24 protein-coding genes and 2 tRNA genes are annotated in these 25,423 nt (G+C 70.2%); 9 read left to right on the top strand and 17 right to left on the bottom strand.

Annotation, left to right across the window (positions count from 1 at the left end):
• Positions 1-3: 3 nt before the first annotated feature.
• The 3 genes from BCF44_RS28905 to BCF44_RS28915 all read right to left on the bottom strand — a co-directional run bounded on the left by BCF44_RS28905 (position 4) and on the right by BCF44_RS28915 (position 2,614).
• A complete protein-coding gene (locus BCF44_RS28905) occupies positions 4-633 on the bottom strand; it encodes an ATP-dependent Clp protease proteolytic subunit (RefSeq protein WP_184860506.1) in 630 nt (209 codons plus the stop codon).
• Positions 634-795: 162 nt separating this feature from the next.
• The gene (tig, locus tag BCF44_RS28910) at positions 796-2,166 is read right to left on the bottom strand and encodes a trigger factor (protein ID WP_116177553.1); all 1,371 of its coding nucleotides are present in this window, start codon (positions 2,164-2,166) and stop codon (positions 796-798) included.
• Between the two features lie 374 nt (positions 2,167-2,540).
• Positions 2,541-2,614 (bottom strand) — tRNA-Pro (locus BCF44_RS28915).
• A gap of 85 nt (positions 2,615-2,699) precedes the next feature.
• Between BCF44_RS28915 and BCF44_RS28920 the strand changes: the two genes are divergently transcribed.
• A tRNA-Gly gene (locus tag BCF44_RS28920) sits at positions 2,700-2,770 on the top strand.
• Positions 2,771-2,805: 35 nt separating this feature from the next.
• Here the strand turns inward: BCF44_RS28920 and BCF44_RS28925 are convergent.
• Positions 2,806-3,516 (bottom strand): hypothetical protein, encoded by a 711-nt coding sequence (locus BCF44_RS28925; RefSeq protein ID WP_211353267.1) that lies wholly within the window; start codon positions 3,514-3,516, stop codon positions 2,806-2,808.
• 79 nt (positions 3,517-3,595) lie between these two features.
• Positions 3,596-4,606: a tryptophan--tRNA ligase gene (gene trpS / locus BCF44_RS28930; RefSeq protein ID WP_116177554.1), complete on the bottom strand. Its 1,011-nt coding sequence runs from the start codon at positions 4,604-4,606 to the stop codon at positions 3,596-3,598.
• A 197-nt stretch (positions 4,607-4,803) separates the two neighbouring features.
• On the opposite strand from trpS, the gene BCF44_RS28935 reads away from it, so the two are divergent.
• Both BCF44_RS28935 and BCF44_RS28940 read left to right on the top strand, forming a co-directional pair.
• Entirely contained in the window at positions 4,804-5,103 is a 300-nt protein-coding gene (locus BCF44_RS28935) for a hypothetical protein (protein WP_116177555.1), read from the top strand.
• Positions 5,100-5,615, top strand: coding sequence for a hypothetical protein (locus tag BCF44_RS28940; RefSeq protein WP_147328673.1), 516 nt, complete (start codon positions 5,100-5,102; stop codon positions 5,613-5,615). Before BCF44_RS28935 ends, BCF44_RS28940 begins: the two co-directional genes overlap by 4 nt.
• On the opposite strand, the gene BCF44_RS28945 is transcribed toward BCF44_RS28940, so the two are convergent.
• From BCF44_RS28945 to BCF44_RS28955, 3 genes are read right to left on the bottom strand one after another with little or no spacing between them, the layout of a single operon-like run.
• The gene (locus BCF44_RS28945; protein ID WP_116177557.1) at positions 5,591-6,112 is read right to left on the bottom strand and encodes a vitamin K epoxide reductase family protein; all 522 of its coding nucleotides are present in this window, start codon (positions 6,110-6,112) and stop codon (positions 5,591-5,593) included. The genes BCF44_RS28940 and BCF44_RS28945 overlap by 25 nt on opposite strands.
• Before the next feature lie 37 nt (positions 6,113-6,149).
• Positions 6,150-7,271: an amidohydrolase gene (locus BCF44_RS28950; RefSeq protein WP_211353268.1), complete on the bottom strand. Its 1,122-nt coding sequence runs from the start codon at positions 7,269-7,271 to the stop codon at positions 6,150-6,152.
• Between the two features lie 5 nt (positions 7,272-7,276).
• Positions 7,277-8,635 carry a type I glutamate--ammonia ligase gene (locus tag BCF44_RS28955; protein ID WP_116177558.1) on the bottom strand — a complete coding sequence of 453 codons (1,359 nt, stop codon included), beginning with the start codon at positions 8,633-8,635 and terminating at the stop codon, positions 7,277-7,279.
• Between the two features lie 99 nt (positions 8,636-8,734).
• Here BCF44_RS28955 and BCF44_RS28960 point away from each other — a divergent pair, with 99 nt between their 5' ends.
• Positions 8,735-9,757 carry a DUF8017 domain-containing protein gene (locus BCF44_RS28960; protein ID WP_116177559.1) on the top strand — a complete coding sequence of 341 codons (1,023 nt, stop codon included), beginning with the start codon at positions 8,735-8,737 and terminating at the stop codon, positions 9,755-9,757.
• 30 nt (positions 9,758-9,787) lie between these two features.
• Here BCF44_RS28960 and BCF44_RS28965 read toward each other — a convergent pair whose 3' ends face one another.
• On the bottom strand, positions 9,788-11,536 hold the full coding sequence (locus BCF44_RS28965; RefSeq protein ID WP_116177560.1) for a proline--tRNA ligase: 1,749 nt from the start codon (positions 11,534-11,536) through the stop codon (positions 9,788-9,790).
• A gap of 120 nt (positions 11,537-11,656) precedes the next feature.
• Between BCF44_RS28965 and BCF44_RS28970 the strand changes: the two genes are divergently transcribed.
• Positions 11,657-12,010, top strand: coding sequence for a VOC family protein (locus tag BCF44_RS28970; RefSeq protein ID WP_116177561.1), 354 nt, complete (start codon positions 11,657-11,659; stop codon positions 12,008-12,010).
• A 1-nt stretch (position 12,011) separates the two neighbouring features.
• Here the strand turns inward: BCF44_RS28970 and BCF44_RS28975 are convergent, their stop codons facing one another.
• The 3 genes from BCF44_RS28975 to BCF44_RS28985 all read right to left on the bottom strand — a co-directional run bounded on the left by BCF44_RS28975 (position 12,012) and on the right by BCF44_RS28985 (position 14,534).
• The gene (locus BCF44_RS28975) at positions 12,012-12,962 is read right to left on the bottom strand and encodes a phosphotransferase (protein ID WP_246015670.1); all 951 of its coding nucleotides are present in this window, start codon (positions 12,960-12,962) and stop codon (positions 12,012-12,014) included.
• A 66-nt stretch (positions 12,963-13,028) separates the two neighbouring features.
• Positions 13,029-13,568, bottom strand: coding sequence for a flavoprotein (locus BCF44_RS28980; RefSeq protein ID WP_116177562.1), 540 nt, complete (start codon positions 13,566-13,568; stop codon positions 13,029-13,031).
• A 27-nt stretch (positions 13,569-13,595) separates the two neighbouring features.
• On the bottom strand, positions 13,596-14,534 hold the full coding sequence (locus BCF44_RS28985) for a S53 family peptidase (protein ID WP_211353269.1): 939 nt from the start codon (positions 14,532-14,534) through the stop codon (positions 13,596-13,598).
• A gap of 79 nt (positions 14,535-14,613) precedes the next feature.
• Between BCF44_RS28985 and BCF44_RS56845 the strand changes: the two genes are divergently transcribed.
• Complete coding sequence (locus tag BCF44_RS56845) at positions 14,614-14,865, top strand: hypothetical protein (RefSeq protein WP_211353270.1); 252 nt, start codon at positions 14,614-14,616, stop codon at positions 14,863-14,865.
• Positions 14,866-14,880: 15 nt separating this feature from the next.
• Here the strand turns inward: BCF44_RS56845 and BCF44_RS28990 are convergent, their stop codons facing one another.
• Positions 14,881-17,046 carry a hypothetical protein gene (locus BCF44_RS28990; protein WP_147328674.1) on the bottom strand — a complete coding sequence of 722 codons (2,166 nt, stop codon included), beginning with the start codon at positions 17,044-17,046 and terminating at the stop codon, positions 14,881-14,883.
• A 303-nt stretch (positions 17,047-17,349) separates the two neighbouring features.
• Entirely contained in the window at positions 17,350-17,823 is a 474-nt protein-coding gene (locus BCF44_RS28995) for a MarR family winged helix-turn-helix transcriptional regulator (RefSeq protein WP_116177565.1), read from the bottom strand.
• 176 nt (positions 17,824-17,999) lie between these two features.
• On the opposite strand from BCF44_RS28995, the gene BCF44_RS29000 reads away from it, so the two are divergent.
• Positions 18,000-21,134 carry an efflux RND transporter permease subunit gene (locus tag BCF44_RS29000; protein ID WP_116177566.1) on the top strand — a complete coding sequence of 1,045 codons (3,135 nt, stop codon included), beginning with the start codon at positions 18,000-18,002 and terminating at the stop codon, positions 21,132-21,134.
• Between the two features lie 53 nt (positions 21,135-21,187).
• Here the strand turns inward: BCF44_RS29000 and BCF44_RS29005 are convergent, their stop codons facing one another.
• Positions 21,188-21,559, bottom strand: a complete 372-nt coding sequence (locus tag BCF44_RS29005) for a nuclear transport factor 2 family protein (protein ID WP_116177567.1) — start codon at positions 21,557-21,559, stop codon at positions 21,188-21,190.
• 130 nt (positions 21,560-21,689) lie between these two features.
• Between BCF44_RS29005 and BCF44_RS29010 the strand changes: the two genes are divergently transcribed.
• Together BCF44_RS29010 and BCF44_RS29015 are read left to right on the top strand one after the other, a co-directional pair.
• Positions 21,690-22,913, top strand: coding sequence for a GNAT family N-acetyltransferase (locus BCF44_RS29010; protein ID WP_116177568.1), 1,224 nt, complete (start codon positions 21,690-21,692; stop codon positions 22,911-22,913).
• A 369-nt stretch (positions 22,914-23,282) separates the two neighbouring features.
• Positions 23,283-24,071 (top strand): hypothetical protein, encoded by a 789-nt coding sequence (locus BCF44_RS29015; protein WP_246015716.1) that lies wholly within the window; start codon positions 23,283-23,285, stop codon positions 24,069-24,071.
• 3 nt (positions 24,072-24,074) lie between these two features.
• Here the strand turns inward: BCF44_RS29015 and BCF44_RS29020 are convergent, their stop codons facing one another.
• Positions 24,075-24,884, bottom strand: coding sequence for an Fpg/Nei family DNA glycosylase (locus BCF44_RS29020; RefSeq protein ID WP_116177570.1), 810 nt, complete (start codon positions 24,882-24,884; stop codon positions 24,075-24,077).
• The gene (locus BCF44_RS29025; protein ID WP_116177571.1) at positions 24,884-25,357 is read right to left on the bottom strand and encodes a ribose-5-phosphate isomerase; all 474 of its coding nucleotides are present in this window, start codon (positions 25,355-25,357) and stop codon (positions 24,884-24,886) included. The genes BCF44_RS29020 and BCF44_RS29025 overlap by 1 nt, the downstream gene beginning before the upstream one ends.
• Positions 25,358-25,423: the final 66 nt, after the last annotated feature.

The following is a 25,423-nucleotide window of genomic DNA, read 5'->3' on the forward strand; positions in this document are numbered from 1 at the left end:
GGTTCAGCTCTGCGCGGACAGCTTCCGGTACGGCAGCACCTCGTCGACGATGCCGTAGGCCCGGGCCTCCTCGGCGGTGAGGATCTTGTCCCGGTCGATGTCCTCGGCCACCTGGTCGGGCGTCTTGTTGGTGTGCCGGGCCAGCGTGGTCTCCAGGGCGCGGCGCACCCGCTGGATCTCGTTGGCCTGGATCTCCAGGTCGGAGACCTGGCCGTAGAGGCCCTCGGTGGCGGGCTGGTGAATCAGGATGCGCGAGTTCGGCAGCGCGCGGCGCTTGCCGGGGGTGCCCGCGGCGAGCAGCACGGCGGCGGCCGAGGCGGCCTGGCCCAGGCACACGGTCACGATGTCGGGACGCACGTACTGCATGGTGTCGTAGATCGCCATGAGCGAGGTGAACGAGCCGCCGGGCGAGTTGATGTACATGATGATGTCGCGGTCGGGGTCGACCGACTCCAGGTACAGCAGCTGCGCCATCACGTCGTTGGCGGACGCGTCGTCGATCTGCACGCCGAGGAAGATGATGCGCTCCTCGAACAGCTTGTTGTAGGGGTTGGACTCCTTGACCCCGTAGCTGGTGCGCTCGACGAACGACGGCAGCACGTAGCGGGACTGGAGTGGCTGGTACTGGCTCACTGAGGACTCCTGGCGTCGCTTGTCGCTTGGTCGAGCTGGCGGGCCGGGCCCCATTGTCCCGGTGGACTGTCCCGGCGGGCTGGCCCGCGGCTGGCTTGCTTCCGACTTTAACGAACGCGGGCGGCGCCGACGCTGCGACGCCGCCCGCGTTCGCTCAGGGCGTCACTCCTGCTCGGCGGCCTCGTCGGCGGCGGCCTCAGCGGCCGGGGCGGCCGGCGCGCCGAACAGTTCGTCGAGGTCGACGGTGTTGCCGGAGGCGTCGGTGACGGTGGCCTGGCGGACCACGGAGGCCAGCGCCTTGCCGCGGCGGACGTCGGCGAAGATGGCGCCGAGCTGGCCGGCCTGCTGGGCCCGCTGCACGTACTCGTCGGGGCTGATGCCGAAGCGCTGCGCCTGGTAGACGATGCGCTCGGACAGCTCGGCGTCGTTGACCTGGACCTTCTCGGCGTCGGCGATGGCGTCGAGCACGAGCTGGGTCTTGACGGCCTGCTCGGCGGCGGTGCGCAGCTCGGCGTCGAACTCCTCGGGGGTCTGGCCCTGCTCGGTCAGCCACTCGTTGAAGCGGGCGTCGTCGTGGTCGAAGGCGTGCACCGCGTCGTGCTTGCGGCTGTCGACCTCGGCGGTGACGACGGCCTCGGGCAGCGGCACCTCGGTGACCTCGAGCAGCGCCTCGAGCACCTTGTCCCGGGCCTGCACGCCCTGCTGCATCTTGTTGACGCGGCCGAGGCGCTCGCGCAGGTCGGCCTTGAGCTCGTCGAGGGTGTCGAACTCGCTCGCCAGCTGGGCGAACTCGTCGTCGGCCTCGGGCATCTCGCGCTTCTTGATGTTCTCGACCTTGACGCTGACCTCGGCGTCGCGGCCCTCGAACTCGCCGGCGACGAGCTGGGTGGTGAAGGTCTTGGTCTCGCCGGCCTCGGCGCCGATGAGGGCGTCGTCGATGCCCTCGACGAGCTGGCCGGAGCCGATCTCGTAGGACAGGCCGGTGGTGCGGGCCTCCTCGACCTCTTCGCCGTCGACGGTGGCCGACAGGTCGATGGTCACGAAGTCGCCGTTCTCGGCGGGGCGCTCGACGCCGGTCAGCGTGCCGAAGCGGGCGCGCAGCTCGTCGAGCTGGGTGTCGACGTCCTCGTCCTTGATCTCGATGTCGTCGACGCTCACGGCCAGCTCGCCGAACGCCGGCACCGTGATCTCGGGGCGGATGTCCACCTCGGCGGTGAAGGCCAGGTGGTCGCCGTCCTCGATCTTGGTGACCTCGATGTCGGGGCGGCCGAGGGCGCGCACCTCGCCGGCGTTGACGGCCTCCATGTACTTGGCCGGGATCGCCTCGTTGACCACCTCGTCCAGCACCGGCGCGCGCCCGATGCGCTGCTCCAGCACGCGCGGCGGCACCTTGCCCTGGCGGAAGCCCGGGATGCGGACCTGCCCGGCGAGCTTGCGGTAGGCGCGGTCGAAGTTCGGCTTCAGCTCGTCGAACGGCACCTCGACGTTGATCCGGACCCTGGTCGGGCTCAGCTGCTCGACGGTGCTCTTCAACGTGGTCTCCTCGTGCGAACAAATACGTGCGTAGTCGTCCCGGCCGCGCAACGCCCCGGGATTGGATGCCTAAGTCTAGGTCGCCCCCACCCCGCGGGACCCAAGACCCCCACCCACCTCCGTCCCGCCAGCCAGGACGCCCGGAAGCAGTCCGCCAAGCAGCACAGCAGAGGTGACACCGACACCCGACGCACCACGGGCCGAGGAGCGTAGGCGCGAAGCGCCACGCGGGGGTCCAGGGCGCGAAGCGCCACGCGGGGGTCCAGGGGGCGAAGCCCCCTGGCTCGGGGCCTGGGGCGGGAGCCCCAGAAAACCCACCGGCGATAACGGCGAAGGGGTGCCGAAGGCACCCCTGAGCACACTTCACCCAATCGTCGGGGTGGCGGGATTTGAACCCACGGCCCCTCGCTCCCAAAGCGAGTGCGCTACCAAACTGCGCCACACCCCGTTCGCGCCGCGTTGTCGGTGGCGCGTGCAGAAGCGTAGCGCGACCCGCTAAGCTCCCGCATGCACCCGGTGCTCTCGGGGTGCATGCGGGTGTAGCTCAATGGCAGAGCTCCAGCCTTCCAAGCTGGCCATGCGGGTTCGATTCCCGTCACCCGCTCTTCTTTTTCTCACCAGGTGTGTCGAGCACCACAGTTATCCGGCGGTGGTGAGGACGATCGCGGTGGCGTCGTCGCGGTAGCCGTCCTCGGTTTCGCGGGCGGCGGCGACGATGGCGTCGGCGAGGGTGTCGGGGTTGTCCTGGTGTTCGCGGACGAGTGCCTCGAGTTCGTCGTGCGGCAGGGTGTCGAGGCCGTCGGAGACGAGGACGACGAGTTCGTTGGCGGGGATGGACGACACGGCGACGTTGGTGACGGTGGCGCTGGTGAGGGTGACGCGCACCCAGCTGTCGTGGAGCGGGGCGAGGTCGACGGCGCCGTTGCCGCGCAGATAGGCGCCCATGGTGTGGGGGTCGGTGCGCCGGCTGAGGGTGTCGCCGTCCCAGCTGTAGGCGTGGGAGTCGCCGACCCAGGCGAGGTGGGTGGGCCGTCCGGGCACGGCGAGCGCGAGCACGATGACGCCGTCGGGCATGTGGTTTTCGACGCCGGGGTCTTCGACGAGCGCGGCGCCGGCGAGCACGCCGGCGAGGGCGCCTTTGGTGGCGCCGATGCGCACGGCGGTTTCGGCGATCAGGTGCATGGTGGCGGCGCCGTCGGGGTCGTTGCCGATGCCGTCGACGACGGCGGCGACGACCACGCCGGTGGAGGCCTGGAAGAGGGCCGGCGCGTCCATGTTGTGGTCGCGGACGCCGCGGCGGGTGGCGACGGCGGCGCGGCGGCCGTAGGTCAGGTCGTGTGCTGTGCTCACGGTGCCTCGTTCGTGGTGGTGGACGCCGAACACAATGCTGGCGGTGTCCCCGGTGTTCGGGGCACCGCCAGCGGATGGTTCAGCGCAGGCCGACGAGTTCCATGGCCCGGTTGAGGGTGGCGTCGGCGACTTCAGCGGCCTTCTCGGCGCCGTCGGCGAGGACCTTCTCGAGGTAGCCGATCTCGCCGTGGATCTCCTTGAAGCGGCTCTGGATCGGCGCGATCTTGTCGAGGACGAGTTCGGCGAGGTCCTTCTTGAGGGTGCCGTAGCCGTTGCCGTCGAAGCGGTCCAGCGTCTCCTCGCGGGTGGCGCCGGACAGGGCTTCGTGCAGCACCAGCAGGTTGTCCACGCCGGGCGAGAGGTTCTCGCGGTCGACGGCGCTGCCGGCGTCGGTGACGGCGCGCATGATCGCCTTGCGGATCTTCTTGGGGTCGTCCAGCAGGCCGATGGCGTGGCCCTCGTGGGTCTCGGCCTTGCTCTTGCTCATCTTGGCGGTCGGGTCGTCCAGGCCCATGATGCGGGCGCCGCTCTTGCGGATGAGCGCGTCGGGAACGCGGAAGCATTCGCCGAACATCGAATTGAACCGGTTGGCGACGTCCCGGGTGAGTTCGACGTGCTGGCGCTGGTCGTCGCCGACCGGCACGAATTGCGCCTGATAGAGCAGAATGTCGGCGGCCATCAGCGCGGGATAGGTGAACAGCCCGGCGCTCGGATTGGCCCCTTGCGACTTCGACTTGTACTGCGTCATGCGCTCCAGCCAGCTGACCGGGGTCACGCAGTCGAAGATCCAGTTCAGCATGGCGTGCGCCGGCACCCTGGACTGGAGGAACAGCACGGACTTGGCCGGGTCGAGGCCGCAGGCCAGGTACAGGGCCACGATCTCGCGGATCCGGCGGCGCAGGTCGTCGGCCTTGATCGCCTCGGGAATGGTGAGCGCGTGCAGGTCGGCGATGAAGAAGAAGTTCTCGTACCGGTCCTGCTCCTCGGCCCAGACGCTGAGCGCACCGATGTAGTTGCCGATGGTCAGGTTGCCGGTCGCGGTAATTCCGGACAGCACCCTTGGCTTCGCCTGCGCTGCGGCGTCCGTCATCTCTGCCCCTCAATTCAACGAAGCATTTACGGATGAATTCTACCCGGGAGCGCGGCGGGTGAATTCGCCGACCTACGAAAGTTGGCGCAAGGGGCCACTCGCGTCGGCGCGGTCGGGACTTCGGACGCCTCCGCGACCTCGGTGGCGACGAGCTCGCGTTCGGGGCCGTGGACGGGCCCGCCGGTTAGGGTGGACTCGTGGGGCAGCACCAGCCCACGGACCGGGCGCCGACGGTCGGGTATTCACGCAGCGTCCTGTTCGTCGTGAACACGGTGACATCGGCGAATCGGCTGCTCGACATCGTGCCGCTGTTCGAGGCGGACCTGCGGGTGTACGCCGCCGCGCTGGACAAACCCGTTGTCCTGGCGGCATTCGACGAGCACGAGATCGTCAACGGTACCTCGGTGTCCACAATGGCCGAACTCGCCGGCCGGCTCGACCGGCACGCACCGCTGCTGCCACATCTGGCCGCCGCGAACGCGAAATGCCCGGCATGAGGGAACTCGTCAGATCACTGTTCTACCAACGCCTCGGTCTGTCCGAACCGGACAGTGACCTCGCCGAGCCGCCGCTGTCCACCGCCGGCCTGAACGCCGGCACCGGCATCCAGGCTTTCACGGTCGCCTCGGATATCGCCGTCGACGAGACGGTGCGGCTGCACCGGCGGCGCACCGACGTGGCACCGATCCTCGCCGGCGCAACACATCTGTGCGTACACGCCGACCACAGCATCCGCCGACACCGCACCAACGCCGACATCCTGTTCACGGAATGGACCGATGTCCTGCCGGCGCTGTTAGCCCAGGCGCCCGGCAGCCGGATCGTCGTCTCGACGACCACTGGGGCCGCTGCCATTCGCGGCGTCGACCGACCTGTCTGCCTGCACGGCTGCGATCCGGTGATTGCCGCATCCGCGTTGTTCACCGTGCTCAGCGAAGGGGGCCAGCCGCCGGCCGAGCTTCGGATCGTCGCCGACGGTCGGCGTCACGCCTGCTCATTGTCGAGCTGACGCAGCGCGTCCTCGACGATGGACGACGCGGGCCTCGACCGGTATTCACCCACGGCGACGAGTGCGAACAACGCGATGGTGATGACGTGCACGCTGGTGCACCACTCGCAGATCTTGCCTATGACGGCGAGTTCGACGGCGACGAGGTAGACGACGAAGAGCAGGCCGACGGCGACGCCGCCCAGCCGCAGCCAGCGGACGGCGGGCAGCTCGGAGCGCCAGGCCCAGGGGCTGGTCAGCACGGTCATCGGCACGAAGTAGACGAGGCCGAGCACGGCGACGGGGATGCCGAGGACGACCGACTGGGGGCTGGACGTCACCTGCGCGCAGTCGACCACCGAGTTGGCCTGGCAGACCAGGGTGGCGTTGTCGGTGTAGTGGCTGATGGTCATGTAGATCGCCACCGCGAGTCCGGCCAGCGACAGAACGAGGGTGCTGACGACCAGCCACCTCGGATAGACGCTGGTGGACTCGGACGCCTGCGTGCCTGCGGACATGGTCGCAGGATACGTGGATCAGGCCGACCCCCGCGGATCAGACGGGCGCGGACAGACCGTACGCGCGGCAACAGTTGCCGGCGGAAAGGTTGACGGCGGCGAGTTCGGCGTCGGCGGCGGTCATGACGTCGTCGGCGATCCAGCCGTCGACCAACCGCCCGAGTGCCCGTCGCCAGAGAACCGCGCCGAGGTGGTGCAGCTCGGGCAGGCCGTAGCCGTCGGACGAGAAGCAGACCGAGCCGAACGGCGCGAGTTCCAGCAGTTCGGCGAGCACCGCGCCGGCCCTGTCGCCCACATAGGGAATGGCCAGGCCGATGTCGACGAGGACGTGCGGGAACAGGTGCGCGAGGTAGCCGGCGTGGCGGTGGAACGGCCAGGTGTGAAGCAACGCGATGGTCGCGCCGGTGGATTTCGTCGCGCGGAGGAAGTCGCCGAGCAGCGCCGGGTCGGCGCGGTGGAGCCGGATGTCGTCGTCGCCGAAGCCGGTGTGCAGCTGGAGCGGCACGTGCAGTTCGGCGCTGAGCCGGGCGCCGAGATGCACCAGCCAGGCGAGCAGGATCGGGTCGTCCAGCCGTTGGCCGTTCCAGCGAAGCCACGCGCTCGCGGCCGCGTTCACCTCGACGTCCGTCGGTGGCTCGGCGGGCAGTTCGAGACCGGTCCGGTAGGCGACGACGCTCTTCAGACCGACGGCGCCGGCCCCGATCGCGTCGCGAAGGTGGATTTCGACGAAGTCGAGGAAGTCGTCTACGGACACGTCCGTCGACGCGATCCGCTCGGCGACGGACTCGAGGCGGACCACCTCGAACGCGTCGCCACCGGCGAGTTCGGCGAAATCGGCCGGCTCGGTCAACGGCGTGTCGTCCGCACCGGTCAGACCGGTGTCCAGCAGCCAGGACCGCACGCCGGCCGCGCGGAGCAGCTCGGTGCTGACCCGCCGCCAGCCCCATTCGCGACGACGGTCCAGATAGTCGTCGACGGAGCAGTGCGCCGGCAGCCCCAGCCGCGGCGCGCACCACCGGCGGAGCGCTCGGCCGACCATCGAGTCGAAGTTCGACGAAATCGAGGACTCCGTCAGCAAACGAGCAAACCGTTCGCGGTCGAGGTCGTCGGTGACGACGCCGTGACAGTGTTGGTCGACGAGTACGAGGTCGTCGGTCACCACCGTCACCACCGCCAACGGGTGAGCGCGGCCAACTCCGCCGGCGACGTGTCCGCGAACCGTTCGGCCTCCGCACGGCGGACGGTCAGCACGCTGTCGTGCAAGACCTCCCCCATCGCGTCGGCGAGCACCGTCGACGACGCGAAAGCGTTTGCGGCCGCCGACGGCGACTCCGGCAGCCGAGCGACGCCGGCGGCGATTCTGACGCTTTCCTCCATCGCGGCCGGATCGCCCGTGACCGGCGGCGGCAGCCGCAGTCCGTCGTCGACCCCGGCGAGACCGGCGGCGATGACCGCACCGACGACCAGGTACGGGTTGGCCGTCGCGTCGAAGCACTTCACCTCGGCGTTCGCCGACGTCGCGCCCGTGCCGGTCACGCCGGTGATGAACCGGACCGCCGTCTCACGGGTCTCCCGCCCCCACGCCTGCCACACGCCCGCCCACCTCGACGGCGCCGCGCGCAGGAAGCTCGCCGGATTGCCGGCCCCGACCGCGACGAGCGCCGGCAGCTCGCGCAGCACGCCGGCGAGGAACGACTCACCGACCGGCGGCAGCCCGAACGGTCCGCTGCCGCCGCTGAACTGGTCCACAACAGAGAGGTGCAGATGCGCCCCGCTGCCGACCGTGTCGGGCGCGATCGTCGGCGCGAAGCTCGCCCGCCACCCGTGCAGGTGGCTGATTCGCCTGATCGTGTGACGTACCAGGGCGACGTCGTCGGCGGCGCCGACCGGATCGTTGTGCTCGACCGACAGCTCCAGCTGACCGTCGGCGTACTCGGGATGGAACTGCTCGACGGCGATGTCCTGCGCGCGCAGCGTCGCCAGCAGCTCGCGGGCGTAGTCGGCGATCTGCTCCAGCCGGATCGCGCCGTACGCCGGACCCTCGAACACCATGTCGCCGGCCGGCGTCAGCAGCGTCCACTCCGTCTCGAACGCCATCCGCACAGCAAGGCCACGCACCTGCGCCGCCTTCACCTGCTCGGCCGCGAACGCCCGCTGGCAGCCCTCGAACCGGTCGCCCTCCTGGCGGAACTTGTCCACCGGCGCCCACGCCCAGCCCATCTGGCCGGCCAGCGGCACGATCCGGGCGAGGTCCGGCACCAACCGGAGATCGCCGTCGGGTCCGCCCAGGAACCGGCCCTGCACCAGCACGTCGTCGAAGCAGAAGGTCTCGAAGCACGGCGACGCCCCCACGCCCGATCGGGCGGCGCCCGCCAGCTTGGGCAGCGGCACCGTCTTCACCCGCGCGATGCCGGCGTTGTCCACGAAGGACAGCGCGACGACCTCGACGTCCTGTGCCCGCAGCCGCTCCACGAGCGGGTCGACCTCGGGGACTTCCGCCGGAATGGTCTCGTTGGTCGCCATGTCACGAGTAGTACCCGCGACCGTGCCGGGACACCAGTCCCCCACGTGTTACCGCAGGTCGTCTGACAGACGCGGGCCCAGGCGGTAGCGTTTCGGGCCGTGACGTGGCCGAGCGGTGGACAGGGCTACGGGGGCAACCAGGCCGGTGGGCCGGATTCCCCGGGTCCGCAGGGAACTCCCGGATATCAGCAGCAGCCGTACGGCCAGCAGCCCCAGCAGCCCGGCTACTCCCAGCCTCCGCAGGCCGGCCACGCCCAACCGCAGCAGCCCTCCTACTCGCAGCCGCAGTACCCCGGCTATGCGCAGCAGCAGCCGCAGTACCAGCAGCCGTACCAGTCCAACTACAGCGGCTTCGGCATGTACAACCAGCCGCCGCAGGGGCCGCCGCCGCGCAGCCGCCGGATGCTGACGATCGTGCTGGTGTTCGCGGGCGTGCTCGTGCTCGCCGGCGTCGCGACGACGGTCGTGCTGCTCACCCGCAACAACCAGCCGCAGGCCGGCGACCGCACCCAGCAGGCGACCACGCCCAGCACGCCCGCCGTGCGCAAGCCGCTGGACCCGCGGACGCCGGGCTGGCAGGTCGCGGTGTCCAACCGCCGCAACGTCGCGTACGACCTGCCGAAGGATCAGTGGACCAAGGACGACGGCGACGCGATCGCCGGCATGGGCCCGACCGACGGCGACTTCGTCACCGGCACCGGCTCGGGCTACTACATGAAGGGCTTCTGCCCCAGCCAGACCGGCGCGGTCCGCGCGGGCACGGCCGTCACCGCGAACGACACCGAGGCGCCGGCCCAGTCCGCGCCGGACACCGCCAAGCACTGGGCGACCGTCGCGTACAAGTCGGACTCCGGGCAGGCCCCTGGCCTCACGCCCGAGCCGTCCAAGCAGATCAAGGTGGCCGACGGCAAGATCGACGCCACGCTGGCGATCGTGGATGTCGCCGTGCCGGCCAGCACCAACCCCTGCTCGTCGCAGACCGCGAAGGTGTACGCGGCGGCGGTGCCGACGCAGAACGGCGGCTCGGTGCTGGTGGTGCTCTTCGCCCAGCAGGGCGTGCCGAACGCCCTCAGCGACGACGACGCCATCAAGATCGTCTCAAGCATGCGGCCCGCCGGCTGATCGCCGACGGGCCGCGGAACCTCTCGGGGATCAGCCCCGGACGAGCTTCACCAGGTGCGCGACGACCTCGTCCACCGGCACGTCGCCGCGCTCGCCGGTGGCGCGGTCCTTGACCTCGACGACGCCGCTGGCCAGGCCGCGGCCGACGACCAGAATCGTCGGCACGCCGATCAGCTCGGCGTCGGCGAACTTCACGCCGGGCGACGCCTTCCGGTCGTCCAGCAGCACCTCGATGCCGGCCGCGGACAGCTCGGCGGCCAGCTTCTCCGCGCCCTCGCGCACCGCGTCGTCCTTGCCCGCGATGACCAGGTGCACGTCGGCCGGCGCGACGATGCGGGGCCAGCTGAGGCCGCGCTCGTCGAAGTACTGCTCGGCGATCACGGCGACCAGGCGCGAGACGCCGATGCCGTACGAGCCCATGGTGATCCGGATCGGCTTGCTGTCCGGGCCCAGCGCGTCCAGCCCGAATGCGTCGGCGTACTTGCGGCCCAGCTGGAACACGTGGCCGATCTCGATGCCGCGCGCCGCCACCAGGGTGCCCTTGCCGTCCGGCGAGGCGTCGCCCTCGCGCACCTCGGCGACGTCGACCGTGCCGTTGGGCACGAAGTCGCGGCCGGCGACGAGGTCCATCACGTGGTGGTCGGCCTGGTCGGCGCCGGTGATCCAGGCGGTGCCGGTGACCACGCGGGGGTCGACCAGGTAGCGCACACCGTTGTCCAGCAGCGCCTTCGGACCGATGTAGCCCTTGACGAGGAACGGGTTCGCGGCGAAGTCGGCTTCCTCCAGCATCGCGACCTCGGCCGGCTCCAGCGCGGCCTCCAGCCGCTTCTGGTCCACCTCGCGGTCGCCGGGGACGCCGATCGCCAGCAGCTCCCACTTGTCCTCGCCGGGGCGGCGGGTCTTCAGCAGCACGTTCTTCAACGTGTCGGCGGCGGTGAACTCCCGCCCGAGACCGGCGTTGTTGAAGAAGTCGACCAGCGTGGCGATGGTCGGCGTGTTCGGCGTGGAGTGCACCTTCGCGGCGGGCTTGTCGTCGATCGACTGCGCCGCAGGCGGCGTGGTGACCACGGCCTCGACATTGGCGGCGTAGTCCGACTCCGTGCTGCGGACGAAGGTGTCCTCGCCGGTCGGCGCGACGGCCAGGAACTCCTCGGAGGCCGAGCCGCCCATCGCGCCGGAGGTCGCCTTCACCACCACGTACTCGAGGCCGAGGCGGTCGAAGATCTTCACGTACGCGTCGCGGTGCGCCTGGTAGGACCGGGCCAGACCCTCGTCGTCCAGGTCGAAGGAGTACGAGTCCTTCATGACGAACTCGCGCCCGCGCAGGATGCCGGCGCGGGGCCGCGCCTCGTCCCGGTACTTGGTCTGGATCTGGTAGAGCGTGACCGGGTAGTCCTTGTAGGAGCTGTACTCGCCCTTCACAGTGAGCGTGAACAGCTCCTCGTGGGTGGGGCCGAGCAGGTAGTCGGCGCCCTTGCGGTCCTTGAGCCGGAACAGGTTGGGGCCGTACTCGGTCCACCGGTTGGTGGCCTCGTAGGGCTCGCGGGGCAGCAGCGCGGGGAAGTGGATCTCCTGCGCGCCGATGGCGTCCATCTCCTCGCGGACGACGGCCTCGATCCGGCGCAGCACGCGCAGCCCCAGCGGCAGCCACGAGTAGCCGCCCGGCGCGACGCGACGGACGTAACCGGCGCGGACCAGCAGCTTGTGGCTGGGCACCTCGGCGTCCGCCGGGTCCTCGCGCAAGGTGCGCAGGAACAACGACGACATCCTCGTGATCACGGCTCGGGCTCCTCGTGCGGGATCGATGAAAGTACAGAGCGTAGAGAACGCAGGGGCAGGGTTTCCAACCGGTTGCCGTGAACGGCCGGTTCGGACCGTTACGACGTTTACCGTCTGCGCATGGCACTGAGGATCCGCATGGTCACCATCGACTGCCTGGACACGCGCAAACTGTCGCAGTTCTGGGTCGCGGCGCTCGGCGCCGAGATCATCCACGAGGTCGACGACGGCGCCATGCTGGTTCTCGCCTCGGCGGACAACGTGGACATCGCCTTGCAGCGGGTCGACGAGCCGCGCGCCGGCAAGAACAGACTGCACATCGACCTCGGCACCCCGGACAGACCGGCCGAGGTGGCCCGGCTGGTGGGGCTCGGCGCGACGGTGATCGAGGAGTTCAAGTACCCCGGCATGGCGTGGAGCGTCATGCAGGACCCGGAGGGCAACGAGTTCTGCGTGGGCTCGCGCAACGGCTGAGCTACCAGCGGGTGCGGTGCACGATCCAGGTCAGCGCCGCGGCCGCCGCCCGCGCCTGGTAGGGGCGTAAGCCGATGCAGCCGGGCGGCTCCGGCAGCCGGCTGGACAGTTCCCAACGGCCGGCGAGCGCGGCCGCGAACCCGGTGATCGCCCAGGCCGGCACCTTCGCGAGCACCGGCCGCCCCAGCACGAGGCGTTCCGCGTCGGCGGGGGCATGGCCGGCCATGATCAACTGCGGCACCATCGTCACGGTGTCCAGCCAGGCCGCCCCCTTGGACGGGTAGGACCAGTCCACCAGCAGCACCCGGCCGTCCTCGACGCGTCGGATCATGTTGTCCACGCGCAGTTCGTTGTGCAGCAGGGTGTCGCCCTCGGCCCACGGCTGCCAGGCCGTCTCCATCGCGGCCAGCGAGTCCAGGTTCGCCTGCGCCCACGGATCGAGATCGCCGGCGGCCGCCGACCGCAGCGACGTCCACCCGCACAGCAGCGGCGCGAGGTCGTCGAGCACGCTCGGCACGTCGTCGAGCGGGCACGGCGTCAGCGTCCGCGACGCGCTGCCCAGCGCCGAGAGCACCGCGGCGAGGTCTGGCGACCCCGGCCGCAGGTTCGGCTCACCGCCGTCGACGTCGCTGAGGACCAACGCGATCCACTGCCCCTCGACGACATGCAGCAGCCGCGGCGACGGGACGTTGGCCGGTAACCGAGAGACGATCGACGCCTCGGACCGGTACGCGCCGGCCAGCGGATGGTCGGCGGGCAGCGCCTTGACGAACACGCGGCGGCCGTCGGCGAGCAGCAGCCGTGAGGCGAGGCCGAGGGTGAAGCCGCCGGCCTGGCTCAGCGCCCGCACCACGGGCGCGCCGATCTTGGCCTCGATGACCTCGCGCACCCGACCCGGCACGTCGGGCCAGGTCGGTCGGGTGTGCCGGGAGCCGTCGACGATGGCCGTCACGCGGGCCGCCCCCAGCAGGTCACCTGATCATCTTACGGTGACCGTGTCTGGGGTCACCCGCACGGCTCATGGACGGGTCCCGTCGACGGCGTCGAGCACGGCCCGCCACGGGATCGGATGCCACTCCCCCGATCGGGGCTCGGTCAGCGGCCAGACGTCCTCGCCGTCGACGAGATGCACGCCGGCGGACCTCAAGTTGGCGATATGCCCGGGCCACGCCGGATGCCGCACGTGGGCGGCGTTGACGCACGGGAACACGACCACCTCGACGCCGTCGGTGCCGATCGCCTCCGACACCTGCGTCAACGCCTGGTTGTCGCCGAAACCGAGGGCCAGCTTGGCGACGGTGTTGGCGGTGGCCGGCGCGACGACGTACGTGTCGACCGGCGGATGGGGCTTTGGCTCACCGGGCAGCCGACTGTCGACGCGAAGGGGCAGACCGGTGGCCTCCTCGATTTCGGCGACGAGGCCCTTGTCGCGGAACCACCGGCCGGCGGTCGGCGTCAGCGTGACGCCGACCCGCCAGCCCGCGTCCAGCGCGGGCCGGACGAGCCCGTCGAACAGGCCCTCCACGCCGCCCGCGCCGGACGCGACCACGCCGAGCATCGGAGATCGTTCAGTCACCGATGGAGGCTAGAACGCGCCGATGCCGTTCGGTGACCCCAGCCCGGTCGGGGCGTCGTACCCGGCCAGACCGGTGCAGAGGTAATCGCCGCCGCAGTACCCGTTCGTACCGCCGACCACGTCGAACAGGTCGCCGGCGTGGGTGTACAGCGAGGAGGCGTCGGAGAACTGGCCGCCGTTGCCGGCCAGGCCGATCACCCCGGCGATGAACGGCGACGACGCGCTGGTGCCGCCGACCACGATCCAGCCGGCCTGCGCGCCCAGGCCGTAGGTGTCGTAGACGGCGAGGCCGGTGTTCGGGTCGGCGACCGCCGACACGTCGGCGACCGTGCGCATCCCGCAGTTGGCGTCGTGCTGCCACGCCGGCTTCGGAACCCACGCCGAGCAGCCGCTGCCGGCTCCGGCCCAGGCCGTCTCCGTCCAGCCACGGGCGTTGTCGGCCTTGACCAGCGAGGTGCCGCCGACGGAGATCACGTTCGCCAGTGACGCCGGGAACGACGCCGGCTCGAAGCCGTAGTCGCCGCTGGAGGCGAGGATCGCGACGCCGGGATGCACGAAGTGCTTGGCGTCGGCGTTCATGCCGTTGTACTCGTCGGAGCCGTAACTGTTGGAGACGGCGCTCGCCCCCGACGCCGCGGCCGTGTCCTCGGCGGCGCCGAGGTTCGCGGTCGAGGCGGTGTCGGCCTCGACCAGCACGATGTGGCAGTCGGGGCAGGCCGCCGACACCATGTCGACGTCCAGCGAGATCTCGACGCCCCAGCCCGGGTTGCCGGCCGGCAGCGGCGAGGCGGCCCCGCGCTGGTTCACCTTCTTGAAGCAGCCGTTCGCCGTCGTGCACGCCGGCAGCCCGAACTGCTGCCGGTAGGCGGCGAGGTCGGCTTCGACGTTCGGGTTGTCGTAGGCGTCGACGATCGCCACGGTCTGCCCCGCGCCGCCGTCCGCCGGCAATTTGTACGCACTCCGTAGCTCCGCCGGTCCGAAACCGGACGGCGTCGCGTTCGGACCGAAGCTGTGTCCGGCCCGGTAGATGGCGAAGCAGCGCGCCGTCGGAGTCGTGGTTTTCGGCGAACTCGAGAACTTCGTCGAAGTCGAGGAGTCCGTCGAAATTGAGGAAGTCGTCGAGCTCGAGGAGTTCGTTGAAGTTGAGGAGTTCGTCGAACTACAGGCTGCGTGCGTCGTGGTGTCGGGTGCGGCAACAGCCGTTGTCGCGGGTAAGCCGAGGGTCAGCAGCGCGCCGGCGAGGACGGCCGCGCGAAGTCGGTTCATCGTGACTCCCTGATCAGCTCTGGCCAATTCAGCTCTGGGCGGCCGGCACGGTGAACGCGCCGAGGACGGACTGGGTCAGCGAGTTGCCCGCGACGTCGGTCGCGCTGACGCGCAGCGCGACGTCGCCGCCGGTGACGGACGCCGGGTTGGTCCACTGCGCGCGGTAGCGGCCACCGCCGAGATCGGCCTGGAACGTCGGCGTCCACGTCGCTCCGCCGTCGAACGACACCTGCACCGCCCCCTTGGCGAACGGCAGGTTCGGACCGCCCGGGGCGTGGCCGAACGTGACGACGACCTGGTCGGGGCCGGCCGGCGCGGTGCCGTCCAGACCGGCGTTGAGCTGGTAAGAGGCCGTCACCAGCGGCAGCGCCGAACAGTCGGTCGCCTTGCCGGTGGTCGGGTCGCAGGCCCAGCCGGTCGGCACGGTCTGCGCGCCGGAGTGGGCCGAGCCGAAGGTCCACTCGCTGTGGCTCACGGTGGACTGGTGGAACCAGGCGGCGGTGCGCGTCTGGTCGTAGACGATCTTGTAATCGGCCTGGTCCGCGGGCACGGCCACCTCGCCGCCGGTGACGTCCTTGCCGTCGATCAGCGCCTTCCCGTCGGAAAGCAGCTGGAAATGCGAGGTGGAGACGGTGCCGGTGGTCGGCGGGTCGAGGTAGAGGCCGTGGCCGTCGCTGTCCAGAACCGGCGTCAGGACGACCCGGATCGTGTCGTCCCGCCGGCAGGCGGAACAGAACCACGAGGTCACACCCTGCGCCGGCGAGGTCAGGCCCGGTGCCAGCGGACCCCGCAGCCAGTCGACAGGCGTGGTCGTCCTCGCCGCGTACTGGCGGAACGTGTCCGGTATGAAGCCGCCACCGGTCGCCATGCCGGCGAGCAGCGCGTCCGCGTAGGAGAGGTCGGGGCCGCCGAGCACGTACTCGGTCCGCTGAAGGGGCGCGGTGAGCGGCGTGAACTGCCCGAACCCGATGAACTCGTACGGCAGGAAGATGATTCGCGAGCTGCCCTCCAGCCGGCCCGGCTTGTCGCTGTGGTAGTTCTCCTTCAGCGTCGCCAGCTGGTCGGATGTGACCTTGTAGTGCTGGTTCGATCCCAGCGCGCCGGCGTTGTCGATCTTGAGGTCGTAGCTGTACGGGCTGGGCGCGCCGGCCGGCGACTCGCTGTGGGTCTGCACGTTGAAGTGGAACCCCCCGACCGTCGACGGCGTGGACGGCGCGACGTAGGCCGTGCCGTTGCCGACCCCGAAGCTGTAGCCCTGCGAGCCCATGTTCTGCGCGCTGCGGACGTATTCCAGCGTCTCGGACACCAGGTTCGACGGCCGCGGCGTGCTGACGGTCACCTGCGAGGTGGCCTTGCTCGCGTCGATGGTGACTGCCTGGTCACCGGAGACGACGAAGTCCTGCACGACGACCCGCACCGAGGTGACCCGGCCGGCGCTGTCGAACGTCGGGAACCAGGCGACGATGCCGTAGTCGCCGGACGGCACGCTGACCCGCGCCTCGCCGCCGTTGCTGTACGGGAAACCGTTGAACTCGCGGCCGTCGTCGGTGTTCATCACGCCGAGGGAGGCGTCCGCCGGCGTGTTCGCGCCGTTCACGGTGAGGATCCGGACCGTGTGCATCGGGAAGTTGGGGTGCACCTGCTGCGGCGCGCCCGCCGCGGCCAACCGCACGGAGCTGGCGGTGCCGAACAGCGGTCCGCGGGTGACGAAGTGGTTCTTCGCGTCCCGACCGGCCTGCGCTGCCAGGGCTGCGCCGAACGCCGTGCCGGACTCGGCGGTCACCTTTCCGTCCCGCACGCCCGGCGCGCTGCCCGCGACCTGGACCGGGACCTGGTCGGTGACGCCGTCCCGGATCAGCGCCGAGACGTCGAAGAGCGATCGGTCCAGCGATGTGCCGAGATACGGCAACGCGGTCGCCGGCACGACGTACAGGTCACCGTCCACCCGCTGGTTGACGAAGTCGCCGGTCGACCCGGGACGCGGCATCACCGTCGCCGTCTGCCGACCGCCCACGTCCTGGACGACCACCCGGTCGCCGGTCACCAGCGTGACGATGTGTGTGGAGTCCGCGCCGGTCACCGGGTCTGCCTGCGCGGTCGGCGCGAAGCCGGCCGCCACCACCGCGGCGATGCCCACCACCGCCGAAGTTCTGCGTAACCAGGGAGTTCGACGACCGCCGTCCGAATGCAGCATGGATTCCCCTCCGTCGCAGGGATACGGACGACACCCACGAAGAGGCGTCACGACGGTTCGTACACGAGCAACCACGCGCCGTCGCGGACGCAGAACACCGTTCCACTCGGACAGACCAGTGTTGACAGCCGTGTCAGAGCCGAACGGCCGACCGCGCTGAGCTGCCCGCAGCACAGCGCCTGTGAACCCGATACACAGCAATTTCGACGAAGATGAGCACCGCACACGAAGACCACGGCCGGCGCGAATCCGAGCTGGCCTCGTCAACCGTGGATCAATGTGCATCAACATTGACCAGACTTGTCAATGTTGTCCACTGAGGTCATCACTTGACTCCGCCAGCTCCTGCTCGGCGACCTCGGCCAGCCGCCGCACCAGCTTGTCGAGCTGCTGGAGTTCGTCGACCTCCAACCGGGACAGCAGCCGCCGGTACTGCGCGCTGCCGGCGTCCACCACGCTGCCGACCAACCGCCGCCCCTCGCCGGTCAGCTCCAGCAGCCGGACCCGACGGTCGGACGGGTCCTCACGGCGCGAGACCAATCCCTGCGCGGCGAGCCGGTCGACGATGCCGGTGACCGTGGCCAGGCTCACACCCATCTCCGCGGTCAGCTCGTGGCCGGCGAGCGGACCGCGTCTGGCCAGGGTGAGCAGCACCTTGAGCTGACGCATCGTGAGGTTGAGCGACATCAAGGGGTTCGCCCGCGCGGCGCCGAAGTGGCGGCCCAGTGACCGCTGCGTCGCCGCGATGCTGGCGATGAGCTGCTCCTTGTCCTCCATCGACCTACCGATCACCCTTCGTCACACCGTCGTGACAACACCGAACCTGCCTCCAGTGATCCGCTCGAACCTGAGAGAAGTATCAGCGAGCCGACCACACACACTGTTAGCCTTGGCCCGAATATTAGGGCAAGGCTAACCAATTCCGCAGAGCCGGATTTCCGCAGAGAGCTGCCATGACCTTCCTGACCAGACTCAGCCTCGCCAACCGCGGCCTGGTAGCCCTGGTGGCGCTCATCGCCCTGGGCTTCGGCGCGTGGGCGATCCCCTCACTTCAGAGACAGCTGCTGCCGTCGCTGTCCTTCCCGGCCGCGGTCGTGGTCTCCCAGTACCCCGGCGCGTCCCCGGAGATCGTGCAGGACCAGGTCACCAAGCCGATCGAGGACGCGCTGCGCAGCGTGCCCGGCCAGACCCAGATGAACTCCACGTCCAGCCAGGGCTCGTCCTCGGTCACCATGCAGTTCGACTTCGGCACGAACCTCGACAACGCCGTCAACAAGATGTCGCAGGCGGTCAACCAGATCGCCGCCCAGCTGCCGGCCAACGTCAAGCCGAACGTGATCGTCGGCAACACCGACGACCTGCCGGTGATCGTGCTCGCCGCCTCCTCCGACGCCGACCAGCAGCAGCTGGCGGCCAAGCTGACCAGCACGGTCGTCCCGGAGCTCCAGGGCATCACCGGCGTCCGCGACGCCAGCGTCACCGGCGCGCGGGCCAAGGTCGTCACCATCTCGCTGGACAACGCCAAGCTCGCCGCCGCCGGCCTGAGCTCCACCGCCGTCACGACGGCGCTGCGCGCCAACGGAACCCCCACGCCGGCCGGCACCCTGAACCAGGGCGACCAGACCCTGACCGTCCAGATCGGACAGCGCCTGTCCTCCGTGGACGACGTCCGCAACCTCTACCTGACCCCGACGACGCCCGCCCTGCCGGGTCGCCCCGCGCCGCAGCCGGTCAAGCTGGGCGACGTCGCCCAGGTGACCGAGGACCTCGCGCCGGCCACCTCGCTGACCCGCACCAACGGCAAGGACAGCCTGGGCGTCTCCGTCACCAAGACTCCCGACGGCAACGCCGTCGACATCTCCAACCAGGTCCGGAACAAGATCTCCCAGCTGGAGACCGATCTCGGCAGCAACGCCAAGCTGACGGTCGTGCAGGACCAGGCGCCCGCGGTCAACAAGGCCGTCGACGGCCTGACCGAGGAGGGCCTGCTGGGCCTGGCCTTCGCCGTCCTGGTGATCCTGATCTTCCTGCTGTCGGTGCGCTCCACCATCGTCACGGCGGTGTCCATCCCGCTCTCGGTGGTCATCGCACTGATCGTGCTGTGGACCACGAAGACCTCGCTGAACCTGCTCACCCTGGGCGGCCTGACCATCGCCATCGGACGGGTCGTCGACGACTCGATCGTGGTGCTGGAGAACATCAAGCGGCACCTCAGCTACGGCGAGGACAAGAAGCGCGCGGTGCTGGAAGGCACCCGTGAGGTCGCCGGCGCGGTCACCGCCTCGACGCTGACCACCGTCGCCGTGTTCGCGCCGATCGCCGTGGTCGGCGGCCTCGTCGGCGAGCTGTTCGCGCCGTTCGGCCTGACGGTGACGGTCGCGCTGCTGGCGTCGCTGCTGGTCGCGCTGACCATCGTGCCGGTGCTGGCGTACTGGTTCCTCAAGCCCGCCAAGGAAGGCACCGATCCGGACGAGGCGGTCCGCAAGGAGCTGCGCAGCCCGCTGCAACGCGTCTACGTGCCGGTCATCCGGTTCGCCACGCGCCGCCGCCTGACCACCGTGCTGATCGCGATCGTGGTGCTGTTCGGCACGCTCGCGATGGGCGCCGGCCTGAAGACCAACTTCCTCGACGGCTCCGGCGAGAACACCATCAACGTCTCGCAGGCGCTGCCGGTCGGCAGCAGCCTGACCACCACCGACGCCGCCGCGAAGCGCGTCGAGACGGTGATCCAGGGCGTCGACGGCATCGACAACTACCAGGTGACGGTCGGCGCGGGCGGCGGCTTCCTCGGCTTCGGCGGCAACAGCGGCACATCCAAGGCCAGCTACGCGATCACCATCAAGGACGGCGCCGATCTCACCACCGTCCAGAACACGTTGCGGGACAAGCTGAACGCTCTGCCCAACGCCGGCAAGATCACGGTCGGCGCCGGTGGCGGCGGCGACTTCGGCGGCAGCGGGCTGTCGGTCGTGGTGAACGCTACCGACGAGAACGTGCTGCGCACGGCGTCGGACGCCGTGCAGAAGACCATGAGCGGCATCTCGGGCGTCACCGACGTCACCAGCGACCTGGTCAACAGCGCGCCGGAGGTGCAGGTCTCGGTCGACCGGCAGGCCGCCGCCAAGCAGGGCCTGAGCGACTCGACGATCGGCCAGGCCGTGCAGGCCCAGCTGGCCGGCAGCCAGATCGCCCAGCTGACGCTGAACGGCACGTCGGAGAACGTCATGCTGCGCACCGGATCCGCGCCAGGCGACCTCGACGCGCTCAAGGCGTTGCAACTGCCGGGTGCCACCGGCGCCGTGCGGCTCGACTCCGTCGCGACCGTCCAGCAGACCAACGGCCCGACGCAGATCAAGCGCATCAACGGTTCGCGCAGCGCGACCGTGAGCGGCACCGCCGACAGCGCCAACACCGGCCGGATCAGCGCCGATCTGACGCAGAAGCTGAAGGACACCAAGCTGCCCGCCGGCGCGACGTACTCCGTCGGCGGCGTCAGCCAGCAGCAGAGCGACGCGTTCGGCAACCTCGGCATCGCCCTCGTGGTCGCCGTCGCCCTGGTGTTCCTGATCATGGTCGCGGTGTTCCGCAGCCTGATCCAGCCGCTGGTGCTGCTGGTGTCGATCCCGTTCGCGGCCACGGGCGCCATCGCGGCGCTGCTGATCAGCGGCATCCCGCTGGGCCTGCCGTCGCTGATCGGCGTCCTGATGCTGGTCGGCATCGTGGTCACCAACGCGATCGTGCTGATGGACCTCATCAACAAGTACCGCCAGGACGGCATGAGCATCGCCGACGCGGTGGTGGAGGGCGGCCGCCGGCGGCTGCGCCCGATCCTGATGACGGCCGCCGCGACGATCTTCGCGCTGCTGCCGATGGCCGTGGGCCTGACGCAGAGCGGCGGCTTCATCTCGCAGCCGCTGGCGGTGGTGGTGATCGGCGGTCTGGTCAGCTCGACGCTGCTGACCCTGCTGCTGGTGCCGACGCTCTACACGATGGTCGAGAACCGCAAGGAGAAGTTCCGCAAGCGCCGCGAGGCCAAGCGGAACAAGGCCGTCGCGCCGGAGCAGCCGGAGCTCGTCGACGCCAAGTAAGACAGTGCGAACGGCTGTGGGGGCACGGAGAACTCCGCGCCCCCACAGCCGTTTCACGCGGCCGCCGGCACCTTGTCGAAAAAGCCGCTGATGGTGCCGACCAGCCCGTCCGCGGTCAGCGACAGCACGTCGGTGCCGATGACCACCGACTCGCCGCCGCCGTCCGGCACCAGCTCCCAGCTGAACCGCAGCACGTCATGATGGGTGTCCACGTCTCCCAACGGCTGGATCCGGTGCCCGGGGAACTGCTGATGCACGCCGCCGATCACGGCGGCGAGGCCGTCGGGGCCGGCCACGTCGGCGATCGGGTCGACGAACCGGCAGTCCTCGGTGAGCAACTCGGCCGCCGCCTTGGCGCGCAGTGCACCATCGGGTTGGTTCCAGATCTCCACGTAGCGTCGCACGACAGCGTTCGCGTCGGCCATCTTCCTCGCCTCTTCCCTGGTCCCGCTTGGTCTTCTCCACCCTGACAGCCGGACGTGCCGAGGTCGATTACCTCCGGCGTCATGGAAAAACGACTCGCGCCGGCGACGCGGCAGGCGTACGAAGTCGACTATGTCCGCATCGCCGTTGGTTGCCCGCACCCTCACCGCCGAGGAGATCCCGGCGCTGTGCACCGTGGTGTCCCGCGCCTTCCAGCACGACGCCACCCCGGAGCGGAACGAGGTCGTCCGCCAACTGATGGAACCCGGCCGAACGCACGGCGTGTTCGACGGCGACGAGCTGATCGGCGGCGGCACCATGCTCGCCCGGCGCATGACGCTGCCGGGCACCGGCCCGCACCCGGTCGCGGCGGTGTCCATGGTTGGCGTCGCCCCCGATCACCATCGCCGGGGCGCGCTAACGGCGTTGATGAAGGCACAGCTGCATTCCCAGCACGGGACCGGTGACGCGTTCGCCGCGCTGTACGCGTCCGAGGGCACCATCTACGGCCGCTTCGGCTACGGACTCGCCGGCAACCGCGCCACCTACCAACTGCCCCGGGGCGCCGAGTTTCACTCCACAGTGGACGTCAGCGACGCGCGAATCCGTGAGGTGGACAGGGAAACCGCGTTGCCGCTGATGCACCACCTGCACGGCAAGGTGGCGCCCAACCGCGTCGGCTGGCTCGACCGCAGCAAGTCGGCGTGGGAGGACTTCCTCTACGAGGACGAGAACGAGCTCCGCCGTGATGGCATCACCAGGTACCGGTACGCCATCCATCCCGACGGTTACGCCGCCTACAACGTCAAGGCGCAGTGGGGCACCCGCAAGCCCGAGAACCCCGTCTATGTCAGGGAGGTTCTCGCCACGACACCGCAGGCGTACGCGGCGCTGTGGCAGTACGTGCTCAACCTCGACCTGACGGCGTCGGTCAGCGCGGACGCCGCAGTCGACGACCCGATCGTGCACATGGTGAAGGACGCCATCGACGGCAGCCGGCAGGTCGGCGACGGTGTGTGGGTGCGGATCATCGACGTCGACCGGGCGCTCGCGCAGCGCACCTATGCCGCGCCGATCGACGTCGTGCTGGCGGTCGAGGACACCTTCTGTCCCTGGAATGCCGGCTCGTGGCGGCTGGTCGCCGAGGCCGACGGGCCGGCGACCGTCACCCGCACCGGGGCCGAACCCGACCTCGCCCTGGGCGCGGCCGAGCTCGGCGCGATCTTCCTCGGCGGCCCGACCGTGCTGCACCTCGTTGCCGCGCAACGCATCCGTGAGCTGACGCCGGGCACGGCGCGGGCCGCGTCGCGGGCGTTCGCCGCCGACCACCAACCACACTGCCCGGAGATCTTCTGACCGTCGTCTTCTGACGTCCAGCGCAGGGTGATCTTAAGGAACCCACAGGCAGGAACCGGAACCCTCGCCGTGGATCACGTCGTTGCCCCAGGTAAGCATCTGAAGGAGGAAACCTGTGGGCGTCTACCTCATCGCGGTGGCTGTGCTCGGCGTGCTCGGGGCCTGGTGGGCGCGGCGGTTGCCGGACGCGACCAAGGAGTAGCTGTCGGTCGGGTCACACCCGCCGAGCGGCCGGCCAGGAACCGAGACGGTAGTTTCCCCGTTGTCCGATTGCGACGGATTCACCCTCGTTGGAAACCGGGAGGCACTGTGACCGCGCTGCTCGTCGTGATCCTCATCGTGGTGATCATCGGCGTGGCCGCCGTTCTGATGCGTCAGCGCGCGGCCGGCGGCCAGCGTCTGGAGGACGCCAAGGCCGACGCCCGCCGCTGGGTGGAGCGGCTCGGCGGCCAGGTGCTCAACCTGACCGGCACCAACGACGCCGCCAAGCAGGCGCTGGCCGACGCCGGGGAGCGGTACAACGCCGCCGGCTCGCAGATGGAGCAGGCGCGCACCGTCGAACAGTGCCGGCTGGTCACCCAGACCGCGCAGGAGGGGCTGTACTACGTGCGGGCCGCCCGCACCGCGATGGGCCTGGACCCGGGCCCCGAGCTGCCCGACCTCAACGGTCAGAGCCGCGCCGGCAAGGTCGACGGCGACCGCAGGGTCGAGGTGGAGGGGCACGAGTACGAGGCGTCCGCGCAGCCCGGAGCCGGCACGCCGCACTACTACCCCGGCGGCTATGTGGCCGGCCGGCCGGTGCCGCAGGGCTGGTACAGCGAGCCGTGGTGGAAGCCGGCGCTGGTCGCCGGCGCGTGGGGCATCGGCGCAGGCCTGCTGTTCAACGCGATGTTCTCCGGCATGCACAGCATCCCGTACGCCGTGGGCGGCTGGGACAACGGCGGCTTCGATGGTGGCCAGGGCTTCGGCGACTTCGGTGGCGACCAGGGGCAGCAGGCCGACTGGAACGGCGGGGACCAGGGCGGCGACTGGGGCAACGGCGGAGACCAGGGCGGCTGGGACGGCGGCGGCGACCAGGGCGGCGGCTGGGACTTCGGCGGTGGCGGCGACTGGGGTGGCGGTGGCGACTGGGGCGGTGGCGGCGACAACAACTGGTGACGCTCAGGCCGCCGGCTGGCAGCTAGGGCACCAGTAGAGATTGCGGCCGGCCAACTCCTTCGTCAGCACGGGCGTGCCGCAGACCAGGCAGGGCTGACCGGCGCGGCGGTAGACGTACACCTCGCCGCCGTGCCGGTCCTGACGTGGCGCCCGGCCGGTGACCTTCGGGTCGTGTTCCGGCCGAACGGTGTCGATCCGGCCGACCCGCACCCCGTACCGCATCAACTCGACGAGATCCGCCCAGATCGAGTCCCACTGTTCGCGGTCGAGCTGCTTGCCGGACAGCATCGGGTCGATGCCGTGCCGGAACAGCACCTCGGCGCGGTAGACGTTGCCGACGCCGGCGAGCACGGCCTGGTCGAGCAGCAATGCGGCGACCGACACCCGCGACTTCGAAATCCGCTGCCACGCCCGCTCCGGGTCGGCATCGCGACGCAGCGGGTCCGGCCCGAGCCGCGCGAACAGCGCGTCGACCTCGTCGTCGGTGAGCAGCTCGCACGCGGTCGGGCCGCGGAGATCCGTGCCGTGGGTTTCGCCGAGCATGCGCATCCGGACCATGCCGGTGACCACCGGTTCCGGACGCGCGAACTCGGTGAACGTCCCGTACAGGCCGAGGTGCACATGGACGGTCGCGTCCGGTCCGTACCGGTGCAGCAGGTGCTTGCCGACGGCCTCGGCCTTTTCGAGCACCCGGCCGTCGACCGTCGCCGAGCCGGTGAACTTGCCCTGTGGGCTGCTGACCTGCACCTTGTTACCGGCGTACCGGCGGTGGTGCAGCCGGGCGAGCCGGTGCAGCGTGTGACCTTCCGGCATCAGGTGGTCGGCAGCTCCGGCGCGACCCCGGTCCGCTCGTAGTCGGCCACGATGTCGATGCGGCGCTGGTGGCGCTCGGCGTTGGAGAACGGTGTGGCCACGAACGCCTCCACGATCGCGGTGGCGTCCTCGAGGCTGTGCATGCGCGCGCCGATGCCGACGACCTGGGCGTTGTTGTGCTCGCGGGACAGCTTGGCGGTCTCGGTGTTCCACGCCAGCGCGGCGCGGATGCCGGGGACCTTGTTGGCGGCGATCTGCTCGCCGTTGCCGGAACCGCCGATCACCACGCCGAGGCTGCCCTCGTCGGCGACGACGGCCGCCGCGGTGGCGATGCAGAAGGCGGGGTAGTCGTCCTCGGCGTCGTAGACGGCGGGGCCGATGTCGACCACGTCGTGCCCGCTGGCTGTGAGGTGCTTGACCAGGTGGGACTTCAGCTCGTAGCCGGCGTGGTCGGAACCCAGGTAGACGCGCACGGTGCAGAGTCTGCCATCCGGTGCCGGGCCGCGAGTAATTCAGCTGCCCGGAGGTGACGCACGCAC

Origin of the sequence: Kutzneria buriramensis (genome assembly GCF_003387475.1) — a bacterium.
GTDB lineage: Bacteria > Actinomycetota > Actinomycetes > Mycobacteriales > Pseudonocardiaceae > Kutzneria > Kutzneria buriramensis.

What these genes read in the sequence shown, in the direction of transcription:
- BCF44_RS28970 (WP_116177561.1), top strand. Translation starts at nt 11,657, where the DNA reads ATGGCACTGAGGATCCGCATGGTCACCATCGACTGCCTGGACACGCGC.
- BCF44_RS29015 (WP_246015716.1), top strand. Translation starts at nt 23,283, where the DNA reads ATGCGTCAGCGCGCGGCCGGCGGCCAGCGTCTGGAGGACGCCAAGGCC.
- BCF44_RS28990 (WP_147328674.1), bottom strand. Translation starts at nt 17,046, where the DNA reads ATGCTGCATTCGGACGGCGGTCGTCGAACTCCCTGGTTACGCAGAACT.
- BCF44_RS28945 (WP_116177557.1), bottom strand. Translation starts at nt 6,112, where the DNA reads ATGTCCGCAGGCACGCAGGCGTCCGAGTCCACCAGCGTCTATCCGAGG.
- BCF44_RS29020 (WP_116177570.1), bottom strand. Translation starts at nt 24,884, where the DNA reads ATGCCGGAAGGTCACACGCTGCACCGGCTCGCCCGGCTGCACCACCGC.
- BCF44_RS56845 (WP_211353270.1), top strand. Translation starts at nt 14,614, where the DNA reads ATGGCGAAGCAGCGCGCCGTCGGAGTCGTGGTTTTCGGCGAACTCGAG.
- trpS (WP_116177554.1), bottom strand. Translation starts at nt 4,606, where the DNA reads ATGACGGACGCCGCAGCGCAGGCGAAGCCAAGGGTGCTGTCCGGAATT.
- BCF44_RS28940 (WP_147328673.1), top strand. Translation starts at nt 5,100, where the DNA reads ATGAGGGAACTCGTCAGATCACTGTTCTACCAACGCCTCGGTCTGTCC.
- BCF44_RS28955 (WP_116177558.1), bottom strand. Translation starts at nt 8,635, where the DNA reads ATGGCGACCAACGAGACCATTCCGGCGGAAGTCCCCGAGGTCGACCCG.
- BCF44_RS29010 (WP_116177568.1), top strand. Translation starts at nt 21,690, where the DNA reads ATGTCCGCATCGCCGTTGGTTGCCCGCACCCTCACCGCCGAGGAGATC.
- BCF44_RS29005 (WP_116177567.1), bottom strand. Translation starts at nt 21,559, where the DNA reads ATGGCCGACGCGAACGCTGTCGTGCGACGCTACGTGGAGATCTGGAAC.
- BCF44_RS29000 (WP_116177566.1), top strand. Translation starts at nt 18,000, where the DNA reads ATGACCTTCCTGACCAGACTCAGCCTCGCCAACCGCGGCCTGGTAGCC.
- BCF44_RS28995 (WP_116177565.1), bottom strand. Translation starts at nt 17,823, where the DNA reads ATGGAGGACAAGGAGCAGCTCATCGCCAGCATCGCGGCGACGCAGCGG.
- BCF44_RS28980 (WP_116177562.1), bottom strand. Translation starts at nt 13,568, where the DNA reads ATGCTCGGCGTGGTCGCGTCCGGCGCGGGCGGCGTGGAGGGCCTGTTC.